The 22,021-nt window shown below is 67.9% G+C and carries 27 protein-coding genes; 15 read left to right on the forward strand and 12 right to left on the reverse strand.

The annotated features are described in order from the left end of the window. The first annotated feature begins 30 nt into the window (after nucleotides 1-30). The 5 genes from L1088_RS09800 to L1088_RS09820 all read left to right on the forward strand — a co-directional run bounded on the left by L1088_RS09800 (nucleotide 31) and on the right by L1088_RS09820 (nucleotide 6,008). Entirely contained in the window at nucleotides 31-936 is a 906-nt protein-coding gene (locus L1088_RS09800) for an AAA family ATPase (protein WP_234554844.1), read from the forward strand. Beyond that, nucleotides 933-3,329 (forward strand): phosphoenolpyruvate synthase, encoded by a 2,397-nt coding sequence (ppsA, locus tag L1088_RS09805; RefSeq protein WP_234554846.1) that lies wholly within the window; start codon nucleotides 933-935, stop codon nucleotides 3,327-3,329. Before L1088_RS09800 ends, ppsA begins: the two co-directional genes overlap by 4 nt. A gap of 3 nt (nucleotides 3,330-3,332) precedes the next feature. Then, nucleotides 3,333-3,950, forward strand: coding sequence for a PAQR family membrane homeostasis protein TrhA (gene trhA, locus L1088_RS09810; RefSeq protein ID WP_234554847.1), 618 nt, complete (start codon nucleotides 3,333-3,335; stop codon nucleotides 3,948-3,950). 33 nt (nucleotides 3,951-3,983) lie between these two features. Beyond that, on the forward strand, nucleotides 3,984-4,592 hold the full coding sequence (locus tag L1088_RS09815) for a response regulator transcription factor (RefSeq protein ID WP_234554848.1): 609 nt from the start codon (nucleotides 3,984-3,986) through the stop codon (nucleotides 4,590-4,592). Nucleotides 4,593-4,601: 9 nt separating this feature from the next. Further along, complete coding sequence (locus tag L1088_RS09820) at nucleotides 4,602-6,008, forward strand: sensor histidine kinase (RefSeq protein ID WP_234554849.1); 1,407 nt, start codon at nucleotides 4,602-4,604, stop codon at nucleotides 6,006-6,008. On the opposite strand, the gene L1088_RS09825 is transcribed toward L1088_RS09820, so the two are convergent. The 10 genes from L1088_RS09825 to L1088_RS09870 form a co-directional block, all read right to left on the reverse strand. After that, nucleotides 5,962-6,336 carry a DUF2089 domain-containing protein gene (locus L1088_RS09825; RefSeq protein WP_135259843.1) on the reverse strand — a complete coding sequence of 125 codons (375 nt, stop codon included), beginning with the start codon at nucleotides 6,334-6,336 and terminating at the stop codon, nucleotides 5,962-5,964. The two genes, L1088_RS09820 and L1088_RS09825, sit on opposite strands and share 47 nt — an antisense overlap. After that, nucleotides 6,330-6,599: a hypothetical protein gene (locus L1088_RS09830; protein WP_234554850.1), complete on the reverse strand. Its 270-nt coding sequence runs from the start codon at nucleotides 6,597-6,599 to the stop codon at nucleotides 6,330-6,332. Before L1088_RS09830 ends, L1088_RS09825 begins: the two co-directional genes overlap by 7 nt. Then, on the reverse strand, nucleotides 6,596-6,967 hold the full coding sequence (locus L1088_RS09835) for an SHOCT-like domain-containing protein (protein WP_135259845.1): 372 nt from the start codon (nucleotides 6,965-6,967) through the stop codon (nucleotides 6,596-6,598). The genes L1088_RS09830 and L1088_RS09835 overlap by 4 nt, the downstream gene beginning before the upstream one ends. 1 nt (nucleotide 6,968) lies before the next feature. Then, nucleotides 6,969-7,640: an SHOCT-like domain-containing protein gene (locus L1088_RS09840; RefSeq protein ID WP_234554851.1), complete on the reverse strand. Its 672-nt coding sequence runs from the start codon at nucleotides 7,638-7,640 to the stop codon at nucleotides 6,969-6,971. Continuing rightward, a complete protein-coding gene (locus L1088_RS09845) occupies nucleotides 7,630-7,830 on the reverse strand; it encodes a hypothetical protein (RefSeq protein ID WP_135259846.1) in 201 nt (66 codons plus the stop codon). The genes L1088_RS09840 and L1088_RS09845 overlap by 11 nt, the downstream gene beginning before the upstream one ends. A 66-nt stretch (nucleotides 7,831-7,896) precedes the next feature. Then, nucleotides 7,897-8,649 (reverse strand): cytochrome c biogenesis protein CcsA, encoded by a 753-nt coding sequence (gene ccsA / locus L1088_RS09850; RefSeq protein WP_234554852.1) that lies wholly within the window; start codon nucleotides 8,647-8,649, stop codon nucleotides 7,897-7,899. After that, nucleotides 8,646-9,824 carry a glutamyl-tRNA reductase gene (gene hemA, locus L1088_RS09855; RefSeq protein ID WP_234554853.1) on the reverse strand — a complete coding sequence of 393 codons (1,179 nt, stop codon included), beginning with the start codon at nucleotides 9,822-9,824 and terminating at the stop codon, nucleotides 8,646-8,648. The genes ccsA and hemA overlap by 4 nt, the downstream gene beginning before the upstream one ends. A 63-nt stretch (nucleotides 9,825-9,887) precedes the next feature. Further along, a complete protein-coding gene (locus tag L1088_RS09860; protein WP_234554854.1) occupies nucleotides 9,888-10,562 on the reverse strand; it encodes a uroporphyrinogen-III synthase in 675 nt (224 codons plus the stop codon). Beyond that, entirely contained in the window at nucleotides 10,534-10,899 is a 366-nt protein-coding gene (locus L1088_RS09865) for a carboxymuconolactone decarboxylase family protein (protein ID WP_234554856.1), read from the reverse strand. The genes L1088_RS09860 and L1088_RS09865 overlap by 29 nt, the downstream gene beginning before the upstream one ends. Next, on the reverse strand, nucleotides 10,896-11,555 hold the full coding sequence (locus L1088_RS09870; protein ID WP_234554857.1) for an HAD family hydrolase: 660 nt from the start codon (nucleotides 11,553-11,555) through the stop codon (nucleotides 10,896-10,898). Before L1088_RS09870 ends, L1088_RS09865 begins: the two co-directional genes overlap by 4 nt. An 83-nt stretch (nucleotides 11,556-11,638) precedes the next feature. Here L1088_RS09870 and L1088_RS09875 point away from each other — a divergent pair, with 83 nt between their 5' ends. Genes L1088_RS09875 through purB form a run of 3 tightly spaced genes read left to right on the forward strand, consistent with a single transcriptional unit; the run spans nucleotide 11,639 to nucleotide 14,097 of the window. Beyond that, complete coding sequence (locus L1088_RS09875) at nucleotides 11,639-12,199, forward strand: YceI family protein (protein ID WP_234554858.1); 561 nt, start codon at nucleotides 11,639-11,641, stop codon at nucleotides 12,197-12,199. Further along, the gene (locus L1088_RS09880; RefSeq protein ID WP_234554859.1) at nucleotides 12,196-12,774 is read left to right on the forward strand and encodes an intradiol ring-cleavage dioxygenase; all 579 of its coding nucleotides are present in this window, start codon (nucleotides 12,196-12,198) and stop codon (nucleotides 12,772-12,774) included. The genes L1088_RS09875 and L1088_RS09880 overlap by 4 nt, the downstream gene beginning before the upstream one ends. Before the next feature lie 12 nt (nucleotides 12,775-12,786). Beyond that, nucleotides 12,787-14,097 (forward strand): adenylosuccinate lyase, encoded by a 1,311-nt coding sequence (purB, locus tag L1088_RS09885; protein WP_234554860.1) that lies wholly within the window; start codon nucleotides 12,787-12,789, stop codon nucleotides 14,095-14,097. Between the two features lie 4 nt (nucleotides 14,098-14,101). Here the strand turns inward: purB and L1088_RS09890 are convergent, their stop codons facing one another. Continuing rightward, nucleotides 14,102-14,269, reverse strand: a complete 168-nt coding sequence (locus L1088_RS09890; RefSeq protein ID WP_234554861.1) for a hypothetical protein — start codon at nucleotides 14,267-14,269, stop codon at nucleotides 14,102-14,104. Between the two features lie 67 nt (nucleotides 14,270-14,336). Here L1088_RS09890 and purC point away from each other — a divergent pair, with 67 nt between their 5' ends. Genes purC through purF form a run of 6 tightly spaced genes read left to right on the forward strand, consistent with a single transcriptional unit; the run spans nucleotide 14,337 to nucleotide 20,252 of the window. Beyond that, nucleotides 14,337-15,044: a phosphoribosylaminoimidazolesuccinocarboxamide synthase gene (purC, locus tag L1088_RS09895; protein ID WP_038041339.1), complete on the forward strand. Its 708-nt coding sequence runs from the start codon at nucleotides 14,337-14,339 to the stop codon at nucleotides 15,042-15,044. Between the two features lie 2 nt (nucleotides 15,045-15,046). Continuing rightward, a complete protein-coding gene (gene purS / locus L1088_RS09900) occupies nucleotides 15,047-15,301 on the forward strand; it encodes a phosphoribosylformylglycinamidine synthase subunit PurS (protein ID WP_234554862.1) in 255 nt (84 codons plus the stop codon). After that, nucleotides 15,298-15,981, forward strand: a complete 684-nt coding sequence (purQ, locus tag L1088_RS09905; RefSeq protein ID WP_234554863.1) for a phosphoribosylformylglycinamidine synthase subunit PurQ — start codon at nucleotides 15,298-15,300, stop codon at nucleotides 15,979-15,981. Before purS ends, purQ begins: the two co-directional genes overlap by 4 nt. Continuing rightward, nucleotides 15,978-16,691, forward strand: coding sequence for an HAD family hydrolase (locus tag L1088_RS09910; protein ID WP_234554864.1), 714 nt, complete (start codon nucleotides 15,978-15,980; stop codon nucleotides 16,689-16,691). Before purQ ends, L1088_RS09910 begins: the two co-directional genes overlap by 4 nt. After that, complete coding sequence (gene purL / locus L1088_RS09915; RefSeq protein WP_234554865.1) at nucleotides 16,691-18,868, forward strand: phosphoribosylformylglycinamidine synthase subunit PurL; 2,178 nt, start codon at nucleotides 16,691-16,693, stop codon at nucleotides 18,866-18,868. Before L1088_RS09910 ends, purL begins: the two co-directional genes overlap by 1 nt. Then, complete coding sequence (gene purF, locus L1088_RS09920) at nucleotides 18,861-20,252, forward strand: amidophosphoribosyltransferase (RefSeq protein ID WP_234554866.1); 1,392 nt, start codon at nucleotides 18,861-18,863, stop codon at nucleotides 20,250-20,252. The genes purL and purF overlap by 8 nt, the downstream gene beginning before the upstream one ends. A 47-nt stretch (nucleotides 20,253-20,299) precedes the next feature. Here the strand turns inward: purF and L1088_RS09925 are convergent, their stop codons facing one another. Continuing rightward, complete coding sequence (locus L1088_RS09925) at nucleotides 20,300-20,572, reverse strand: hypothetical protein (protein WP_038047935.1); 273 nt, start codon at nucleotides 20,570-20,572, stop codon at nucleotides 20,300-20,302. 74 nt (nucleotides 20,573-20,646) lie between these two features. On the opposite strand from L1088_RS09925, the gene glyA reads away from it, so the two are divergent. Further along, nucleotides 20,647-21,870, forward strand: coding sequence for a serine hydroxymethyltransferase (gene glyA / locus L1088_RS09930; protein WP_234554867.1), 1,224 nt, complete (start codon nucleotides 20,647-20,649; stop codon nucleotides 21,868-21,870). Nucleotides 21,871-22,021: the final 151 nt, after the last annotated feature.

Below are 22,021 nucleotides of genomic sequence, written 5' to 3' on the forward strand. Positions count from 1 at the left end.
CCCTCTAACCTGGGGAGAGGAGGCCATGGCATGGCGGAGGCTCCCCAGGCGCTTTCCCTTCTTCGGGAAGCCCTAAACCGGGTGCTCTTCGGGCAGGAGGAGGCCATAGAGGCCCTTTTGGCCACCCTCCTGGCCCGGGGGCACGCCCTTTTGGAAGGGGTGCCGGGCTTGGGCAAAACCCTCCTGGCGGAAAGCTTCGCCAAAGGAAGCGGCCTCAGCTACAAGCGCATCCAGTTCACCCCCGACCTCCTGCCCCAGGACCTCACGGGAAGCGAGGTCTTCCGCGAGGGGCGCTTCGAGTTCCTCCCAGGGCCCCTCTTCGCCCAGGTGGTGTTGGCCGATGAGGTCAACCGGGCCCCGCCCAAGGTGCAGTCGGCTCTCCTCGAGGCCATGCAGGAAAGGGCGGTGACCGCAGGGGGGGTGCGCCACCCCCTGCCGGAGCCCTTCTTCGTGGTGGCCACGCAAAACCCTTTAGAGCTCGAGGGCACCTACCCTCTGCCTGAGGCCCAGCTGGACCGCTTCACCGCCAGGATCCCCTTCCGCCCCCCCAGGCGGGAGGTGTGGCTCAAGATCCTCACGGAAGAGCCAAAGGTGCCCGAGCCCCAAAAGGTGGACTTCCTCAAGGCGCAGGCCGAGGCGCGGGAGGTGCGGGTGGCCAAGGAGGCCCTGGAGGCCATCACCCACGTGGCCTTCCTCACGGGGGAGGACCGGCGCCTCCGCATGGGCCTCTCCCCCCGGGGGGCCAAGGCCTGGCTGGCCTTGGCCAGAGCCCTGGCCTACCTGCGGGGCAAGCCCCTGGTGGACTGGAAGGAGCTCAAGGACGCCGCCTTCCTTGCCCTCCCCCACCGCCTCTTCCTCACGGAGGAGGCCCTCTACGAGGGGGAGAGCCCTGAAGGGGTGTTGAAGGAGGTTTTGCGGAAAGGAGGGATACCGTGAGGTGGGTGCGCTTTTTTACGGAAGTGGGCCTGGAGGACGTGCCCCTGGTGGGGGGAAAGAACGCCTCCTTGGGGGAGATGATCCGCGAGCTTGCCCCCTTGGGGGTCAAGGTGCCCGGAGGGTTCGCCACCACCAGCGAGGCCTACTGGCACTTCCTGGAACATAACGGCCTCCGTGAAGCCATCGCCCAGGAGCTTGCAGGGCTGGACGTGGAGAACCCCGCCGCCTTGCAAAGGGCCAGCCGCCGCCTGCGGAATCTGATCCTAAAGGGGAAGTACCCGGAGGACCTCGAGGAGGAGATCCGCCTCGCCTACCGGAAGCTTTCCGAGGAGGCTGGGGAAGAAGCCCTTCCCGTGGCGGTGCGCAGCAGCGCCACCGCCGAGGACCTCCCCACCGCCAGCTTCGCCGGGCAGCAGGAGAGCTACCTCTACGTCCAGGGGGAGGAAGACCTCCTTCTGCATGTGAAGCGGGCCATGGCCAGCCTCTTCACCGCCAGGGCCATCAGCTACCGGGCCCACATGGGCTTCGACCACCTGAAGGTGGCCCTTTCCGTGGGCGTTCAGCGCATGGTGCGGGCCGACACCGCCAGTAGCGGGGTCATCTTCACCCTGGACCCCGACACCGGCCACCCGGGCTTCGTCTACATCACCGCCATCTGGGGACTGGGGGAGAACATCGTCCAGGGGCGGGTGGGGCCGGACGGGTACTACGTGCACAAGGAGACCCTGAAGCAGGGGTACAAGGCCTTGGTCCACAAGCGCCTGGGCTCCAAGGAGCTCACCCTGGCCTTCGACCCCAGAGAGGGCCGCCTGAAAAACCGCCCCACCCCCCCCTACCTCCGGAACCAGTTCGCCTTGGCCGATGCGGAAGCCCTCCTCCTCGCGGACTGGTCCTTGAAGATCGAAGAGCACTACAGCCAAAAGCGGGGGGCTCCCACCCCCATGGACATCGAGTGGGCCAAGGATGGCCCCACCGGGGAGCTCTTCATCCTCCAGGCCCGGCCCGAAACCGTGCACTCCCAGAAGACCCCCGTCCTCAGGGTCTACCGCCTCCAGGAGCGGGGAGAGGTCCTGGCGGAGGGCTTGGCGGTGGGGGAGGCCATCGCCACGGGCAAGGCCCGGGTGCTCAAGGACCCCAAGGAGATGGACCGCTTCCAGGAGGGAGAGGTGCTGGTCACCGAGACCACCAACCCCGACTGGGAGCCCATCATGAAGCGGGCGGCGGCCATCGTCACGGAACGGGGCGGGCGCACCTCCCACGCCGCCATCGTGGCCCGGGAGCTGGGGGTGCCCGCGGTGGTGGGGGCTATGGGAGCCACGGAACGCATCCCCGACGGGGAAGCGGTCACGGTCTCCTGCGCCGAAGGAGAAACGGGCCGGATCTACCGGGGGGCGTTGCCCTTTGAGGTGGAAGAGGTGCGCCCCGACACCCTGCCCAAGACCCGCACCCAGATCCTGGTCAACGTGGGCACCCCGGACGAGGCCCTAAGGGCCAGCCTCCTCCCCACGGACGGGGTAGGGCTTTTGCGCATGGAGTTCGTCTTCGCCAGCCACGTCCGCGTCCACCCCCTGGCCCTTACCCGCTTCCCAAGCCTCCCCAAGGAGGTGCAGCGCCAGGTGGCCGAGCTCACCGAAGGCTACCCCGACAAACGGGCCTACTTCTTGGACCGCCTCGCCCAGGGCATCGCCCTCATCGCCGCCGCCTTCTACCCCAGGCCCGTCCTCCTGCGCTTTTCCGACTTCAAGACCAACGAGTACGCCCGCCTCATCGGCGGCCACCTCTTCGAGCCCAAGGAGGAAAACCCCATGCTGGGCTGGCGGGGGGCAAGCCGCTACTACCACCCGGACTACAAGGAAGGCTTCCTCCTCGAGGTGCAGGCGGTGAAGCGGGTGCGGGAGGAGATGGGCCTGAAGAACCTGATGGTGATGGTCCCCTTCTGCCGCACCCCGGAGGAGGGGAGGAAGGTGTTGGAGGTGATGGCAGAAGGGGGCCTGAGGCGGGGGGAAGACGGCCTCCAGGTCTACGTGATGGCGGAGATCCCCTCCAACATCCTGGAGGCCGAGGCCTTCTGTGAGCTCTTTGACGGCTTCTCCATCGGCTCCAACGACCTCACCCAGCTCGCCCTAGGCCTGGACCGGGACTCGGAGCGGGTGGCCGCCCTCTTTGACGAGCGCAGGCCCACAGTGCAGGCCCTGGCGGCCATGCTCATCGAGAAGGCCCACGCCAAGGGGAAGAAGGTGGGCATCTGCGGCCAGGCCCCTTCCGACTACCCTGAGTTCGCCGCCTTTTTGGTGGAAAAGGGCATCGACTCCCTAAGCCTTAACCCCGACGCCCTCCTGCGCACGGTGAAGAAGGTGGCGGAGCTGGAAGCCGCTTTGGGTCTGGTAGGCTAGGGCATGGTCCGCGAGCCCTTCAACGCCCTAAGCCACGCCCTGGGGGTGCCCCTGGCCCTTCTGGGAGGCCTCCTTCTCCTCCTTCTGGCCCCCAGGGCGTCCTGGCCCGCCCTCCTCCTCTTCGGCCTCACCATGGCCCTGATGTTTGGAGCCAGCGCCCTCTACCACGCCCTTCGCGTGGAGAAGCGGGCCTTGGCCTGGCTCAGGCGCCTGGACCACGCCGCCATCTTCCTCTTCATCGCTGGAAGCTACACCCCCTTCCTGGTGGAGGGGCTCCACGAGGGCTTCCGGCCCTTCGCCCTGGGCTTGGTCTGGGGCCTGGCCCTATTGGGCGTGGCCTTCCGCCTCTTCTTCCTCAAAGCCCCCCGCTGGCTCTACACCCTGGCCTACCTGGCCCTGGGGTGGCTTTCCGTCCTCTTCCTGCCCAGGCTCCACCTGCCCCTTTCCACCTTCGCCCTCATGGCCACCTCCGGCGCCTTCTACACCCTGGGGGCCATAGTGTACGCAGGCAAAAGGCCCAACCCCTGGCCGGAGAAGGTGGGCTTCCACGGGCTTTGGCACCTCCTGGTGCTCCTGGGGAGCCTCTTCATGTACCTGGCGGTCCTCAGCCTCTACACCTAGCTTTCTCATGAGAAAGTGAGTATCCTGGGGGGTATGGAACCCCCCCTGATCCTGATCGTGGAGGACGAGAAGGACATCGCCCGCTTCATAGAGCTAGAGTTGCAGGCGGAGGGCTACCGCACCGAGGTNCTGATGCTCCCCGTCATGGACGGGATCGAGGTGGCAAAGCGCATCCGCAAGACCTCCAACGTGCCCATCCTGATCCTCACCGCCAAGGACCGCGTCGAGGACAAGGTGGAGGGCCTGGACGCGGGGGCGGACGACTACCTGGTGAAGCCCTTCTCCATAGAGGAGCTCCTGGCCCGGGTGCGGGCCCACCTGCGCCGGGTGAGCCCGGCCATCACCGGGGAGATCCGGGTGGCGGACCTCATCATCAACCTCGAGGGCCGCGAGGTTTTCCGTTCTGGGCGGCGCATCGAGCTTTCCAACAAGGAGTTTGAGCTGTTGGAGCTCCTGGCCAAGAACCCGGGCAAGGTCTTCAGCCGCTACGAGATCGAGGAGAAGGTCTGGCCCGGCTACCAGGGCGGGAGCAACGTGGTGGACGTGTACATCGGCTACCTGCGCAAGAAGCTGGAGGCCGCGGGGGAAAGGCGCCTCATCCACACGGTGCGGGGGGTGGGCTACGTGCTCCGGGAGGACTAAGCCCCCTCCATGACCCTGCGCACCCGCATCACCCTCCTCACCGCGGGCCTCCTCCTCGCCACCCTGCTGGTTTTGGGGCTGGCCCTCGAGGGCCTTCTCCGAAGCTTCCTCTACCGCAACCTGCGCCTGGAGCTTCTGGAGGCCAGCAACCAGGTGGTGCGCCTCCTCAACCTGGGAGGGCAGGCCCTCCTGGAAGCCGGGCTTCCCGCAGGCCTCTACGCCGAGCTCCAGCTCCTCCCCGAGGAAGACCCGGCCCTTTTGGCCAGGGAGGGGGGCATCAGCCTGCAGAAGAGCCCGGCCCTGGGGAGCCAGCGCCTCCTCCTGAAGGAGGCCGACTACCACGCCCTCCTGAAGCAGGGAGAGGTCTGGGCCCACGCCGAGCTTCCCCGGGAAGGCCCGCCCCTGCGCCTTCTGGTCTACGCCCGCCGGGTGGAGGTGAACCTCTCGGGCACCACGTGGAAGGGGCTCCTCCTGGTGGGGCGCCCGGAAGACAGCCTGGAAAGCACCCTAGCCCAGTTTGCCCGCATCTACGCGGGCACGGCCCTTCTGGTCCTCCTCCTCTCCATCCTCCTGGCCCGGAACCTGGTGGCCCGGGCCCTGGAGCCCTTGGAATGGGTGGCAAGGCGGGCCGAGGCCATCTCCGAACGCCCCGAAGCCTTGCCCGAGCCCGAGGGGAAGGACGAGGTGGCGGCTTTAGTGCGGGCCTTAAACGGCATGCTCTCCCGCATGCAAAAGGCCTTTGAAGCCCAAACCCGCTTCCTCCAGGACGCCTCTCACGAGCTCCGCACCCCCCTTACCGCCATCCTGGGGCACGTGGGCTACCTCCTCCGGCGCACCCCCCTCACGGAGGCGCAGAAGGAAAGCCTGGAGGTGGTGAAGCGGGAGGCGGAGCGCATGGGGAAGCTGGTTTCCGACCTCCTGGAGCTCTCCCAAAGCGGCACCTGGCGCATGGAGCCCGTGCCCGTGCGGGTCTTGGACCTCCTGGAGGAGGTTAGGGAAGAGTTTGGCAAAAGCTTTGAGGGGAAGATAGAGGTGGAAGCCTCCCCGGAGCTTTGGGTGCAAGGCGACCCGGACCGGCTCCACCAGGTCTTGGCCAACCTTCTTTCCAACGCCATCAAGGCCAAGGCCCAGCACATCTGGCTCAGGGCCTTTGACCTGGGGGAGAAGGTGGTGGTGCGGGTGGAGGACGACGGGGAGGGCATCCCCAAGGAGCACCTCCCCCACCTCTTTGAGCGCTTCTACCGGGTGGACAAGGCCCGGGACCGGGAGCGGGGAGGCTCGGGCCTGGGCCTGGCCATCGTGAAGGCCATCCTCGAGGCCCACGGGGGGGAGATCTGGGTGGAAAGCGAGGTGGGCCAGGGCACGGCCTTCAGCTTCGCTCTCCCTTCAGCCGCGCCACCGCCTCCTCCACGGTGATCTCCCCCCGCCGCAGGGCCTCCAGCACCTCGAGGCGCTCCTCGCCCCTTTCCTCCTCCGCCTCGTAGCCCAGGGCCTTGAGGAGAGCGTCCAGCCGGGCCCGGACCGTGGGGTAGGAAACCCCAAGAACGCGTTCCACCTCCTTCAAGTTTCCCCGGGTCTTCACGAAAAGCCTAAGGAAGTCCAGGTGCTCCCTGGGCAACAGGGCGAACTCGTTCAGGGCGAACTGGCCGTGCACCTCGGTGCCGCATTGCGGGCAGAAAAGGGCCTTCACCGCCAGCGGCCCCTCGCAGGCCGGGCAACGCACGGGAACGGGCCTGATCACCATAGTCCCACCTTGACCTCCACCTCCTCGGCCGCTACCCATATCAGGGCCAGAGGCGGCAAACTCCGGAGGGCGAAAACCCCCTTCAAGGGCAGCCCCCGGAGGGGTCTCCCCCGGAGCAGGGCCTTGGTTTTGAGGAGGAAAAGCACGGCGAGGAGGGTCCACTCCAGGGCGAAGAGGGGAAGGAGCACCGGCAGGGGCCAGGGGAAAGGCCCCCGCACCACCAGGTAAAGGAACCGGGGACGCAAGGGGGGAAGCCGCCTCACACCACCTCCACCAGCACCTGCACCGGGTGGCCCTCCTCCTCGGCCTCGATCTCCACCAGCTTGCCCTCGGGCACCCCCTCCCGCACCAGGGCCAGGAGGTCCTTGAGGTTCACCCCCCGGCCCGCCAGGGCCAGCTTGGCCTCCTCGGGCAGGAACTTCTCCAGAAGCTCTACCAGGGCCAAAGGAAGGTTCACGTTCACCCGCACCGGCTTCCCCTTGTCCTGGGCATGGATGCGCACGCGCAAGAGCTTAGCCGCCGGCTTCGTGAGGGACTTGGGCCCCTCCACCGCCTCCAGGAGGGCCAGGGCCTCCTCCACCCCGATCTCCCCCGCCCTCAGCATCTCCAGGACCCGCCGCTTCTCCTGCATCTCAGGCCTCCAGTTCCAGGTTGCCCATGACCACCCGGGCCGTAAGCTGGGCCCGCCCCTCGCCCAGGAAGCCCCGGAAGCTTCCCGGGCCCGCCACCGGGCGCCAAAGACCCTCCGCCTCCACCTGCCCCAAGCGCACGTGGGCCTCCAGAAGGAGGTCCGAACCCGGCAGGAAGCGGAGCTCAGCGTTCCCCGCCCGGACCGAGAGGCGGTGCCCCCCCTCCCGGAGGAGGAGGCTTGCTTCCAGGTTGCCTCCCACCACCTCCAGGTCTAGCCCCACCAGGGCCTCGCCCTCCAGGTTGGCCCCCAGGGCCCGGCCCTTCAGGGCCACTCGGGAAAGCTCCACCTTACTCCCCTTGGCCTCCAAGACCACCCACGCCCCCTCCGGCACCCGGAGCGCCCCTTCGCCAAAGGCCACGCGGTACACGTAGCCTTCCCCTTCCCGCAGGAGGGCACCGCCCTCCGCCTCCGGCTCGGCCAAGCCCCCCAGCCCACGCACCTCCAGGTTAGCCCCCGTGGCCAGGATCCGGACCTGGGGATGGCCTGGGGCCGGGGGGGCCGCAGGCGCCTCCGGCCTTGGCTGCTTCTCGAGGACCGCCAGCAGCTCCAGGGCTTCCTCGGGGGAGAGGACCCCCTCCCGCACCATCTCCAGGATGCGCCGCTTATCCTCCATGCCGGACCTCCTCCATACCCCATCCCGCAGGCTTGGGCTCCAGCCATACGGCCAAGAGGCGGAACCAACGGGCGAGCCGCCTCCGCCAAGGGGTTCTAAGGGGCCGAAGAAGCCGCTCCCGCTGGGCTTCTGCAAGGAGCTCCCGGTACCGCTCCTTGGCCGCCTCCAGGTCCAGCCCAAACCCGCCCATGCCTCACCTCCTTACCTCAGAGTGTAAGGCATGGCTTTATAATCTGTCAAGTTTAGCTTGACATATCTAAAAGCCCAACCTCGAGGGGTGCCGGGACCCCAGGAAGGGCGCCCCCAAGAAGGCGAAGAGGAGGAGGGCGTAGGCCAGGAGGAGAAGCCCCATGCGCGGGTAGCCCCGAAGCCTTTCCTCCAAGAGGAAGTAGGCGGTGAGGAGGAGCCAGGCCAGGAGAACGGAGACCTCCTTGGGGTCCAGGGCCAGGGGGCTGCCGAAGTAGCCCCAGGCCCAGGCCATGCCGCTTCCCAGGCCCAAGGTGGTGGCCAGGTAGCCCACCTTGAGGTAGCCCTGCTCCAGGCGGCGCAGGCTCCAAAGGGGGGCAGAAAGCAGGGCCTTTTCCGGAGCGGCCCGGAGGCGCAGGTCCTGCAGGGCGCACATGGTCCCCGCCCCCACCCCCACCGCCAGGGCCAGGTAGGCCGTCAAAAAGGCCCCCGCGTGGACCAGGGTGAGGAAGAGGGGAAGGCGGCCAGCGTCGTGGGGCAGGGCCTTGAGGGCAAAAAGCCCCAGGAAAAGGGCAAGGAGGAGCAAGTAGCGACGCAAGGGGGCAAGCCTGGGCCGGAGGAGGAGGGTTTCCCCCCGTAGGGCCAGAAGCCCCCCCAGGACCAGGGCGGGCTGGGCCGGTCCAGCGAAGAACCCCTTGGCGAGGGCATCGGCCAGGGCGGCCCCCAGGTAGAAAGCGGCCCCCAGGGCCAGGCCTCGAGGCCAGAAAAGCCCCAGGGCCAAAAGGAGAAGCCCGGCGACAGCCAAGAAGGAGGGGAGGATCATGGCCTAGGTGGGCGGAAGGCCAAAAGGGGGCACTCCCTGGGGCAAGGAGGCCCCTGGAGGAAGTCCCGGCTCCTGGCCTTCAGGGCCAGGATCCAGGGATGGGCCCGGCGGCCCGCCTCCTTGTGCCAGGTGAGGGGGTCGGCGTGGGGGAGCTCCCGGGCCACTTCCCGGAAAAACCGCTCTTCCAAGGCCCGGATGGCCTCCCGCACCCGGTGGCCCGCATACCACTCCAAATAGTCTCCCAGGGCCTGCTCGATGAGGGCCTCCACCTTGGGCACCTCCCCCTGGCGGGCTTTTAGGTTCCTCTCCACCACCCTTTCCAGGTCGTCCAGGTTGTAGAGGTAGGCGTGGGGGAGCCTGCCTACCCCTGGGTGGATATTCCGGGGCAGGGCGATGTCGATGAGGAAGAGGGGCTTGGCCCTTCTGGGCAAGTCCTCCGGGCGCACCAGGTAGTGGGGCGCGGCGGCGGAGGCCACCACCAAATCCGCCTGGCGCAGGACCTCGGGGAGGGCGGTGAGGGGGTAGGCCTCCCCGCCGAAGCGCTCCGCCAGGGCCTCGGCCCTTTCGGGGGTTCGGTTCACCACCAGGACCCGGCCCACCCCTTGGGCCTTCAGGTGGGTGAGGAAGAGCTCGGCCATCTCCCCCGCCCCCAAAACGGCCACCACGAGCCCCGTGAGGTCCCCGTAGACCGCCAGGGCCAGGTCCAGGGCGGCGTAGGCCACGCTCACCGCCCCCGCCCCGATGCCCGTCTCGCTCCGGGCCCGCTTGCCCAGGGCGATGGCCGACTGGAAGGCCTTCTCCAGGAGGCTTTCCGTGGCCCCGTATTTCCGGGCCAAGAAAAGGGCCTCCCGCACCTGGCCCAGGATCTGGGCCTCTCCCACCACCAAGGAGTCCAGCCCCGCCGCCACCCGGAAGAGGTGGCGCAAGGCCTCCACCCCCTCCCTCACGTAGAGGTGGCGTCCCTCCACCCCCCGTTCCAAGAGGAGGGCCTTGGCGGCTAGCGGGCTTCCCAGTCCGTAGACCTCCGTGCGGTTGCAGGTGGAAAGGGCCACCCCCTTGCCCAGGGTCCTCAGGGCGGCGGGCAGGGCCACCACCGGGTCCAAGGCCGCCCGCTCCCGCACCTCCACGGGAGCGGTCTTGTGATTAAGGCCCACCAAGTAGAGGGGCAGGGCCATAGGCTCCCGCCAGTATACGCCATCCCAGAAGGAACGGAAATCCCTCAAGCCTTGAGGAAGCCCTTATGAAAGGGCCCGGAAGATGGCTTGAACAAGGCCCTCCAAGCCTGGGGGCTCCGCCGCCACCACGGGAAAGCCCAGCCGCCTGGCCTCTTCCGCGGTGCTGGGGCCGATGCAGGCCGCCTTGGGCCGCCTTGGGGTCCAGCGGGTGAAGGCCCTCACCCCGCTGGGGCTAAAGAAGGCCACCACCTCCGCCCGCTCCAGAAGGGCCACCTCTTCCGGGGCCAGGGCCCGCTCCCGGGTGGCGTAGACCTCGAGGCGCTCCACCGGGATGCCCCGCCCGCGGAGCCCCACCTCCAGGTCCCGCCCCGCCAGGTCCCCGGCCACAAAGAGCACCCTCTCCGCCTTCGGGAAGGCTTCTGCCAAGTCCTTGGCCGTGGCCCTTCCCGGGACGAAGGCCGGGGGGAGCCCCCCTGCCCGCAGGACCTCCCCCGTTCCCTCCCCCACCGCCGCCACCTTAAGGGGGGGCCTTCCCGCCCTTTCCCAGGCAAAAAGCAGCCGCCTGGCCCCCTCCTTGGAGGTGACGGCCACCCAGTGGGCCGCAGGGAGTTTTCCGGGTAGCTCCTTCAGCGCCGGCAGGTCCACCTGCTCCAACAGGGCCACCTCCACCGCCTCTATGCCCAAGGCGGCGAGCCTTTCCAAAAGCGCCCTATCCTTCCCCCTCGTGAGGAGCACCACGGCCCTTGAGCACCTTGTGAAAGAGCTTCATGGCGGCCAGCGCCCGGGGAAAGCCCAGGAAGAGGGCGGACTGCAGGATGGCCTCCCGCACCTCCTCCTCAGTGGCCCCCACCCGCAAGGCCCCCTCCAGGTGGGTGGCCAGCTCCTTGGGGCTACCCAGGGCGATGAGGGCGGTGATGGCGAGAAGTTCCCGGGTCTTCAGGTCCAGCCCTGGTCGGGCCAGGACCTCCTCGTAGGCGAAGTCCCGGATGTAGCGGAAGAGGTCCTCGTCCACCTCCCGCAGGGACCTCTCTATGGCCTCCTCCTTCTCCCCCCAGATGGCCCGCCGCACGCTCATGGCAGGTAGTCTAGCACCGCTTCCAGCCGGTGGAGGGCCTCCGGGTTCTCCCCCGAGGGGTCGAAGAGCAGGGGCCTGACCCCCGCCCCCCGGGCCCCCAGGAGGTCCGCCTCCGAGTCCCCCACGTGCACCGCCTCCTCCGGGGCCACGCCCAAGGCCGAAAGGGCCTCGTGGAAGAGCCTGGGATCGGGCTTGGCCGCCCCGGAAAGGGCGCTCACCGAAAGGTGCTGGAAGTAAGGTCTTAAGCCCACCACCTCCAGGATCTCCGGCAGGGTGGCGTCCCAGTTGGAAACCACCGCCAGGGCATAGCCCCGCCGCCTTAGGGCCTCCAAGGTGGCGTGGGCCCCGGGCACCACCGGCCAAAACCGCGGGTTCTTCCAGTTTTCCACCAGCTCGCGGGAGAGGGCCTCGGCGTGGGCCTCGAGGCCCATGCCCGTAAAGAGCCTGCGATGAAACTCCCGCCAAAGCCCTAGGGCCGTCTCCAGGTCGCGGGCCTCCAGGTGGTGCGCCTCGTAAAAGCGGAAAGCTTCCAAGGCCGCAGCCCTGGGGTCTTTGGCGGGTTTGAGTCCCCGCTCTTCCAGGAAGGGCAGAAGCCAGAAGCGGGGGCTGGCCAGAATGAGGGTGTTGCCCACGTCAAAGAACACGGCCCGGAGCATGGCCCAAGTCTATACCCGCCGCCTCTAACCCAAGGCTAACCAGCCCATGCTACGCTTTTCGTAGCGCCACAGGGGGTGATGGCATGCGATGGTTGGCCCTGGTTCAGGTCCTTTCCCTTACCGCCCTGGCCCAAAGTTTTGAGGTAGCCTCCGGGGAGGCTCGTTATCGGGTGCGGGAACAACTGGTGCAGATCGGCATCACCGATGCGGTGGGCACCACCAAGGCGGTGAGGGGCCAGGTGAGCCTGCAGGAGGGGCGGGCCAGCGGGGAGTTCGTGGTGGACCTGCGGGAGCTCAAAAGCGACCAAACCCGCCGGGACAACTACCTCAGGCAAAACACCTTGCAGACGGACCGCTTCCCCACCGCCATCTTCCGCCCCAAGGCGGTGGAGGGCCTGCCCAACCCCCTGCCCCAAAGCGGCAAGTTCCCCGTGCGGGTGGTGGGAGAGCTCACAATACGGGACGTTACCGAGGAGGTGGCCTGGGAGGGGGAGGCGGAGTTCAAGGGCCAGGAGGTGCGGGTGGTCCTTAGAACCGAGTTTCCCTTTGAAAAGTTCAAGCTGGTCCAGCCCAGGGTGGCGGTGGTCCTCAGCGTGGAGAACCGCATCCGGCTGGAGGTGGACCTCAGCTTGAGGCGAAAATGAAGCGGCGCTCCCTCTTAGGGCTTTTCCTTTCCCTGCCCCTGGCCCGGGCCCAGTGCCCGCCCACCCCAGCCCTCACGGAAGGGCCCTACTACCTTAGGGAGGTACCCCGGCGGAGGGACTTGAGGGAAGGGCTCCCCGGGATCCCCCTTCGGCTTACCCTCCGGGTGCAGGACCGCGCCTGCCGACCCCTCGAGGGCGCCCGGGTGGACCTCTGGCACACGGACGCCCTGGGCCGTTACTCGGGGGTGAACGCCCCCGGGGTCTTCTGCCGGGGCTGGCAGCCCACGGACAACCAGGGCCAGGCGGAGTTCCTCACCCTCTTCCCCGGCTGGTACCCAAGCCGCACCCCCCACCTGCACCTCAGGGTGGAAGCAGGAGGCCGAAGCTTCGCCACCCAGCTTTTCTTCCCCGAGGAAGCCCAGCGCCAGGTTTACGCCCAACCCCCTTACGCGGAAAGGGGAATGCCCCGCATCGGCAACCGCCAGGACGGGATTTTTCGCGCGGACCTGCTCCTTAACCTAAGGCCGGAAGGGGAAGGCTACCGGGCGGACTTCGCCCTCACCCTGCCCTTCTAGTACCCTTAGGGCATGGTGCCCCGCTACCAAACCCCGGAAATGGCCCGGCTGTGGTCGGAGGAAAGCCGCTACCGCACCTGGGCCCTGGTGGAGGCCTACGCCCTCGAGGCCTGGGAGGCCCTGGGCCAGGTGCCTAAGGGCCTGGCAGCCAGGCTCCTAAAGCGGCTTGAGGAAAAGCCCCTGGACGAAGGCTTCGCCCAGCGGGTGGCGGAAATAGAGGAAGCCACCCGCCACGACATCGTGGCCTTCACCCGGGCCCTGGTGGAGTGGACGGGAGACGAGGAGGTGGGGCGGTACCTGCACCTGGGCCTCACCAGCTCCGACGTGGTGGACACCGCCCAAAACGCCCTCCTGGTGCAGGCCCTGGACCTGATCCTGGAGGAGCTTAGGGGGGTGCAGGAGGAGCTCAAGCGCCTGGCCCTCCGCTACCGGCGCACCCCCGCCATCGCCCGCACCCACGGGGTCCACGCCGAACCCACCAGTTTCGGCCTCCGCTTCCTGAGCTTTTACGCCGCCTTTGGGAGGGACGAGGAAAGGCTAAGGCGAGCCCAGGAGGCCATCGGGGTGGCCATGCTCTCGGGCTCCGTGGGGAACTACGCCCACGTGCCCCCAGAGGTGGAAGCCCACGTGGCGAGGCGGCTCGGCCTAAAGCCCGAACCCCTTTCCACCCAGGTGGTGCCTAGGGACCGGCACGGGGAGGTGCTGGCCGCCCTGGCCCTCCTGGGAAGCAACCTGGAAAGGGTGGCGGTGGAGCTAAGGCACCTGCAGCGCACCGAGGTGCTGGAGGCGCAAGAGCCCTTCCGCGAAGGGCAGACGGGAAGCTCCTCCATGCCCCACAAGAAAAACCCCGTGGGCCTGGAAAACCTCACGGGGATGGCGAGGCTTCTCCGGGGCTACTTAGGGCCCGCCCTGGAAAACATCGCCCTCTGGCACGAGCGGGACATCTCCCACTCCTCCGTGGAGCGCGTCGTCCTCCCCGACGCCACCACCGCAGCCCACTACGCCCTGAGGCGGCTTAGGGGCATCCTGGCGGGCCTGGTGGTCTTTGAGGAAAACCTCAAGCGCAACCTGGACCTCACCCGCGGCCTCATCTACTCCCAGCAGGTGCTGAACGCCCTCATTCAGAAGGGCCTTCCCCGGGATAAGGCCTACGCCATCGTGCAACGCAACGCGCTACGGAGCTGGGAGGAGGGCCGGGACTTCCGGACGCTCCTGGAAGAAGACCCAGAAAACCCCTTGAAGGGGGAGGCCCTGAAAGCCCTCTTTGACCCGGAACCCTTCCTCAGGCACGTGGACGCCATCTACGCCCGCTTTGGCCTTTAGGGGTCTACCACAAGGCCAGCTGAAGGCTGCGACGGCCGCTTTGCCCTCCTGTGGGACTCACCCAAAGCCTCCCTTCCGGCGAAAGCTCCAGTTGATAGCCGCAATTGCGCTCCGAGAGGAGCCAAAGCTCCCTTTCCCCGATGGGGCGTAGAAGGTCCAGGGACAAGGGCATGCCTTCAGTGTAGCCCCTCCTGGGCTAAAATAGAGGCCAGACGGGACCCGAGTCCCTAAGGAGGCGCATGGAAAAGCTCTACGAGGGCAAGGCCAAGATCCTCTACCCCGAGGGGGAGGACACCTTACGGGTCTACTTCAAGGACGAGGCCACCGCCTTCAACGCCCAGAAGCGGGGCCTCATCCCGGGCAAGGGGGTGGTGAACAACAGGGTTTCCGCCGTCCTCTTCCGCTACCTGGAGGGCCACGGGGTAAAGACCCACTTCCTGGAGGAGCTCTCCGAGCGGGAGATGCGGGTCCTAAGGGTGGAGATCCTCCCCCTCGAGGTCATCCTCCGCTTCCGGGCGGCGGGGAGCTTCGCCAAGCGCTACGGGGTGCAGGAGGGCATCCCCTTGAAGAACCCCCTGGTGGAGTTCTCCCTCAAAAGCGACGCCCTGGGCGATCCCTTGATCTGCCCGGAGGCCATTTTGGCCCTGGGGCTGGCGGAGGAGGAGGAGCTCGCCCAGGTGAAGGCCACCACCCTGAGGGTGGGGGAGCTCCTTCGGGCCTTCTTCGCCCCAAGGGGCCTGGACCTCATCGACTTCAAGCTGGAGTTCGGCAAAAGGAATGGGGAGATTCTCCTCGCCGACGAGATCTCCCCCGACACCATGCGCCTTTGGGACCAGAAGACGGGGGAACCCATGGACAAAGACCGCTTCCGCAAGGACCTGGGGGGCGTGGAGGAGGCTTACCAGGAGGTGCTCAGGCGCGTTCTTTCCGAACCCGAAAAGGTCTAGCCATGCCGAGATACCAAGCCACCTTGCTCATCGAGCTGAAAGAGGGCATCCTGGACCCGCAAGGCCGGGCGGTGGAGGGCGTCCTAAAGGGCCTCGGCCACCCGGTGGAAGGGGTGCGGGTAGGAAAGGTCCTGGAGGTGGTCTTCCAGGCGGAGAACCTCCTGCAGGCCGAGGAAAAGGCCAAGGCCATGGGGAAGCTCCTCGCCAACCCGGTGATGGAGGTCTTTACCCTGGAGGCCTTAAAGGAACTCTCATGAAGTGGGCCATCGTCCGCTTCCCCGGCTCCAACTGCGACGAGGACACCCGCTTCGCCCTCACCAAGGCGGGCCTCAGGGCGGAGTACGTGTGGCACACGGAAACAAGCCTAAAGGGCTTTGACGGGGTCTTCCTCCCCGGGGGCTTCAGCTACGGGGACTACCTCAGGGCCGGGGCCTTGGCCGCCAAGAGCCCGGTGATGGCGGAGGTGGCCCGCTTCGCCCGGGAGGGGAGGCCGGTCATCGGGGTGTGCAACGGCTTCCAGGTCCTCACCGAGGCCGGGCTTTTGCCGGGGGCGTTGCTGGCCAACCTGAACCTGCACTTCACCTGCAAGGAGGTGGGGGTGCGGGTGGAGCGCACCGACCTCCCCTTCACCCGCCTCTACCAGAAGGGGCAGGTCCTGCGCCTGCCCATCGCCCACGCCGAAGGGCGCTACTACGCGGACCCCGAAACCCTGGAAAGGCTGGAAGGGGAAGGCCAGGTGGTCTTCCGCTACGCCCCCCTAAGGGGCGAAGGGGACTACAACCCCAACGGGAGCCTGAACGACATCGCCGGCATCGTGAACGAGAAGGGCAACGTCCTGGGCATGATGCCCCACCCCGAGCGGGCGGTGGACGAGGTCCTGGGCGGCACCGACGGACTGCCCCTCTTTCTGGGGCTTGTGGAGGAGGTAGCGCGATGAAACCCAAGGCCATCACCTTTGACTTCTGGGGCACCCTCTTCACCGAGGGGGAAGCGTTTTTGGAAAGGGTCATGCCCGCCCGGTACGAAATCCTCCTGGACGCCCTCTCCGAAGCGGGGCACCCCGCGGAGGAGCACGAGGTGCGGGAGGCCTACCGGCAGGCCGCTTTGGCCTTTGAGGAGGCTTGGAAGGCGGGGGAGCACATGAGCGTCTACGACCGGGTGGCCCGCATCTTCGCCCTCCTGGGAGCCCCCCACGACCCCGGGCTCATCGCCCTTACCGCCAGGAAGCTGGAGGAAAGCTCCCTCCTGGCCGACCTCAAACCCCTCCCTGGGGTAGGGGTGCTGAAGGAGCTGGCCAAGAAGTACCCCCTGGGCCTGGTCTCCGACACCGGCATGACCCCGGGCCGCCTCCTGCGGGAGCACCTGAGGCGGCAGGGCCTGGACGTGTTCCAAGCCTACAGCTTCTCCGACGAGACGGGGTTCGTGAAGCCCAAGCCCGAGGCCTTCAGGGCGGCCCTCGAGGCCCTGGGCGTGGCCCCGGAGGAGGCCCTGCACGTGGGCGACCTGCCCCAGACCGATATCCGGGGGGCCTTCGCCACCGGCTACCCCTTCGCCGTGCAGTACGTGGGCCACCGGGAGGTGAACGGGGAGGTGAAGCCCACGGCCAAGGTGCGGGACCACCGCGAGCTCCTACCCCTTCTGGAGTGATGGAAGCCTTCGCCAAGGAAATCGGCATCCCCGAGGAGGAGTACCGGGAGATCCAAAAGCGGCTCGGGCGGGAGCCCAACCGGGTGGAGCTCTTCCTCTTCAAGGTGATGTGGAGCGAGCACTGCGCCTACAAGAACTCCCGCCCCCTCCTGAAGGAGCTCCCCAAGGAGGGGGAGGCGGTCCTCCAGGGGCCCGGGGAGAACGCGGGCGTGGTGCGCCTCGGGGAGGGGTGGGCAGTGGCCTTCAAGATCGAGAGCCACAACCACCCCTCGGCGGTGGAGCCCTTCCAGGGAGCCGCCACTGGGGTGGGGGGGATCCTCCGGGACATCATGAGCATGGGGGCCCGGCCCATCGCCCTCCTGGACTCCCTGCGCTTTGGCCCCCCGGAGGAGGCCCGTAGCCGCTACCTCCTCAAGGGGGTGGTCTCCGGCATCGCCCACTACGGCAACGCCATCGGGGTGCCCACGGTGGGCGGGGACCTCTACTTCCACGAGGGCTACCGGGAAAACCCCCTGGTAAACGCCATGTGCCTCGGCCTCCTGAAGGAGGAGCACCTGCGGCGGAGCCGGGCCTCCTTGGGGCGGCCCGTCTACTACGCCGGGGCCAAGACGGGCAGGGACGGGATCGGTGGGGCGGCCTTCGCCAGCCGGGAGCTTGCCGAGGACAAGGAGGAGGACCGGCCAGCGGTGCAGGTGGGGGACCCCTTCCTGGGAAAGCTTCTCATGGAGGCCACCCTCGAGGCCATCGAGCGGGACCTGGTGGAAGGCGTGCAGGACATGGGGGCAGCAGGGCTCACCAGTAGCCTCTCGGAGCTCGCCCACAAGTCGGGCCTGGGGGTGGAGCTCCACCTGGACCAGGTCCCCACCCGGGAGGCAGGGATGGGGCCCATCGAGCTCCTCCTCTCGGAAAGCCAGGAGCGCATGGTCCTGGTGCCCAAGGAGGGGAAGGAGAAGGAGCTGGAGGCGGTCTTCCAGCGCTGGGGCCTGGACTGCGTGCCCGTGGCCAAGACCATCCCCGAGAGGGTCTTCCGCGTCCTCTTCGGGGGCGAGGTGGTGGCCGAGGTGCCCACGGAGGCCCTGGCGGAAGCCCCCACCTACGTGCGCCTGGCCCAGGAAGACCCGGAGATCCGCAGGCTCCGGGAAACCCCCCTGCCTCCCCTCGAGGCCGACCCCAAAGAAGTGCTGCCCCGGCTCCTGGCCTCTCCCAACCTCGCCAGCCGGGAGGCGGTCTACGAGCGCTACGACCACCAGGTGGGCACCCGCACCGCTCTGGTCCCAGGCAAGGGGGACGCGGCGGTCTTGTGGGTGAAGGGCACAAACCTGGGCATCGCCGCCAAGGTGGACCACAACCCCCGCTACAGCCGCCTCCACCCCCGGCTTGGGGCCATGCACGCCCTGGCGGAGGCCTGCCGCAACGTGAGCGTGGTGGGGGGAAGGCCCCTCGCCTACACCGACGGCCTCAACCTGGGAAGCCCAGAAACCCCGGAGGGCTACTTTGAGCTCCAGGAGACCATCGCCGGCCTCAGGGAGGCCAGCGAGGCCTTGGGGGTGCCGGTGGTTTCCGGGAACGTCTCCCTCTACAACGAAAGCGGCGGGCGGCGCATCCCCCCCACGGCCATGGTGGGGGTGGTGGGGGTCTTGGACATCAGGAAGCGGGCGGAGATGGGCTTTAGGCGCCCTGGGGAGGCCATCGTCCTCATCGGGGAGGAGGCGGGGGAGCTTGGGGGGAGCGAGGTGCTCTACCTCCTCACCGGGCAGGAGCTGGGCCACCCCCCCAGGCTGGACCTCCTGCGGGAGCGCCAGGTGCAGGAGGCCATCCGGGAGCTCATCGCCTTAGGCCTCACCCAGACCGCCCACGACCTGGCGGAGGGGGGCCTCCTGGTGGCCCTGGCGGAGATGACCTTCCCCTACGGCCTGGGGGGCACGGTGGAGGTGCGGGATGCAGGTCTGGCCACCCTCTTCGGCGAAGGAGCCAGCCGCGTCCTCTTCACCGTGCCCAAGGCAAGCCTCCAGGAGGCGGCCCTCCGCCTCGAGGAGCGCGGCCTCCCCTACCGCGTCCTGGGGGAGACCGGGGGAGAGACCCTCACGGTCCTGACCCCTAAAGGGGTGCTAGAGTGGGAGGTGCGCCAACTTCTCGCCGCCTGGCAGAGGCCCTTGCGGGAGGTGCTGGATGGATAAGCCACAGGAGGAGTGCGGGGTCTTAGGGGTCTGGAGCCGGACCCCCCTGGACGCGGCGGGCCTCTTGCACCTGGGTCTACTTGCCCTTCAGCACCGGGGGCAGGAGGCCGCGGGCATCGCCGTTTCCGACGGGAAGGAGTTCCTGGTGGAGAAGGACCTGGGCCTGGTGAACCAGGTCTTTACCGAGGAGCGCCTGGCCCGCTTGCGCCTCGGGGAAGCCCGGCTGGGCCTGGCCCACGCCCGCTACTCCACCACCGGCTCCAACCTCCGCTTCAACGCCCAGCCCCTCACCGCCCGCACCGCCCACGGGGTCTTGGCCATCGCCCACAACGGCAACTTCACCAACGCCAAGCCCCTCCGGGACCGCCTCCTCCTGGAGGGAGCCACCTTCCAAAGCACCTCGGACACCGAGGTGATGCTCCTCCTCATCGCCCGCCTGGCCCACCTCCCCCTCCCCCAAGCCGCAGCCGAGACCATGAAGGCCCTCGAGGGGGGGTACTCCATCCTCCTCATGGACCGCAAAACCCTGGTGGCCCTGCGCGACCCTCACGGGGTAAGGCCCCTGGCCATCGGCAAGCTGCCCCAAGGCTACGCCTTCGCCTCCGAGCCCCCGGCCCTCACCCTCATGGGGGCGGAGTACCTCAGGGACGTGCGCCCAGGGGAAATGGTCTGGGTGGAGGAAGGGGAGCTGAAAAGCCTCCAGGTCCTCCCAGCCGACCCCACCCCTTGCGCTTTTGAGTGGATCTACTTCGCCCGGCCCGACAGCCCGCTGGACGGGGTGGAGGCCTACGAGGCCCGGGTGCGCATGGGCATGGAGCTCTTCCGGGAAGCCCCTGCAGAGGCCGACATCGTGGTGCCGGTGCCGGACTCGGGCATAGGGGCGGCGGTGGGCTACGCCAAAGCCTCGGGCCTTCCCCTGGAGTACGGCCTCTACAAGAACCCCTACGCGGGGCGCACCTTCATCCAGCCCACCCAGGCCCTGCGGGATCTTAAAACGCGCCTCAAGCTCTCCCCCACCTCGGCGGTGCGGGGCCAGCGGGTGGTGCTCATCGACGACTCCATCGTGCGGGGCACCACCAGCCGCCACATCGTGGCCCTTCTGAAGGAGGCCGGGGCCAAGGAGGTCCACTTCCGCGTCAGCAGCCCCCCCATCCGCTTCCCCTGCTACTACGGCATCGACACCGCCGCCCGCAAGGAGCTCATCGCCGCGGAAAAGAGCGTGGAGGAGATCCGGGCCTACATCGGGGCGAACACCCTGGCCTTCCTCTCCGAGGAGGGGGTCAGGCGGGCCATCGGAGGACCGGTCTGCCTCGCCTGCTTTAACGGCCGCTACCCCGCCGGGGTCCCCCAGGAGGGGGAAAAGCTGGCCCTGGAAATCCTCTGAGCCCTGGGCTTACGTACCCCGTCGTGGCTTGCGCCAAGACGGGGTACTTAGCCCCGCGCCATGCCCCGGCGCAGGAGGAGCCCCGTGCCCAAGCCCAGCGCGAAGCCCAGGGCCAGGAAGGAAAACGCGAAGGCCCCGGTAGAGGCCAGGTGCCAGCCGAAGAACCAGTAGCTGCACACCGCATAGCGCTCCACCTGAACCCGCACCAGCTCCGGCAGGTCGCGGCTGGAGGTGAAGTTGATCAAGAGGATGGCCAGGAGGAGGATGGCCAGGGTCAGGAGGGCTCCCCACTTCAAAATGGTGAAGGCATTCCCTTTCATGGCCCCAGCTTACCAATCGGCGGCCCGCCCCGCCTTGGGAAGACGCCCCCCGGTCAAAGACCTATAATCGGCCTATGGTCAGCACCAGCCTGAGGGACGAGACCCTTTTCCAGCTCATCGCCCTGGAGGAAAAGCGCCAGCGGGAAGGCCTGGAGCTCATCGCCAGCGAGAACTTCGTCTCTGCCCAGGTGCGGGAGGCGGTAGGAAGCGTCCTCACCAACAAGTATGCGGAAGGGTATCCCGGGGCCCGCTACTACGGGGGGTGCGAGATCATCGACCAGGTGGAAAGCCTGGCCATAGAGCGGGCCAAAGCCCTCTTCGGCGCCGCTTGGGCCAACGTCCAGCCCCACTCCGGCTCCCAGGCCAACATGGCGGTGTACATGGCCCTCATGGAGCCGGGGGACACCCTCATGGGCATGGACCTGGCCGCGGGAGGCCACCTTACCCACGGCTCCAAGGTGAACTTCTCCGGGAAGCTCTACAAGGTGGTTTCCTACGGGGTCCGGCCCGATACCGAGCTCATCGACCTGGACGAGGTGCGCCGCTTGGCCCGGGAACACCGCCCCAAGGTGATCGTGGCCGGCTCAAGCGCCTACCCCCGCTTCTGGGACTTCCAGGCCTTCCGGGAGATCGCCGAGGAGGTGGGGGCCTACCTGGTGGTGGACATGGCCCACTTCGCCGGCCTGGTGGCGGCGGGCCTTCACCCAAACCCCCTCCCCCACGCCCACGTGGTCACCAGCACCACCCACAAGACCCTAAGGGGCCCGAGGGGCGGGCTTATTCTCTCCAACGACCTCGAGCTGGGCAAAAAGATAGACAAGCTCATCTTCCCCGGCATCCAGGGCGGCCCCCTGGAACATGTGATCGCCGGCAAGGCGGTGGCCTTCTTTGAGGCATTGCAGCCCGAGTTCAAGGAGTACAGCCGGCTGGTGGTGGCAAACGCCCGGCGCCTGGCGGAGGAGCTGGCAAATCGGGGCTACCGCATCGTCACCGGAGGCACGGACAACCACCTCTTCCTGGTGGACCTAAGGCCTAAGGGACTCACGGGAAAGGAGGCGGAAGAGCGGCTGGACGCCGTGGGCATCACCGTGAACAAAAACGCCATCCCCTTTGACCCCAAGCCCCCCCGCGTCACCTCGGGGATCCGCGTGGGCACCCCGGCCCTCACCACCCGGGGCTTCACCCCGGAGGAGATGGCCCTGGTGGCCGACCTCATGGACCGCGCCCTCACGGAAGGCCCCTCCGAGGGCCTGCGGGAGGAGGTGCGGCGGCTGGCCCTGGCCCACCCGATGCCTTAACTGCCTGGAAGTGGCGCAGGCCACAACCGGGTACTTAGTTCACCGCAGCAAGGGGCCGGAGGAGGTGCCGTCCTCTTCTCTGGCCTTTCCCGGAATTGAAGGTTGGCGCCCGGGTGGTCCTTACCCCGCCTCGGCCCTACAATGGTTGAGG

Origin of the sequence: Thermus caliditerrae (assembly GCF_021462525.1) — a bacterium.
GTDB lineage: Bacteria > Deinococcota > Deinococci > Deinococcales > Thermaceae > Thermus > Thermus caliditerrae.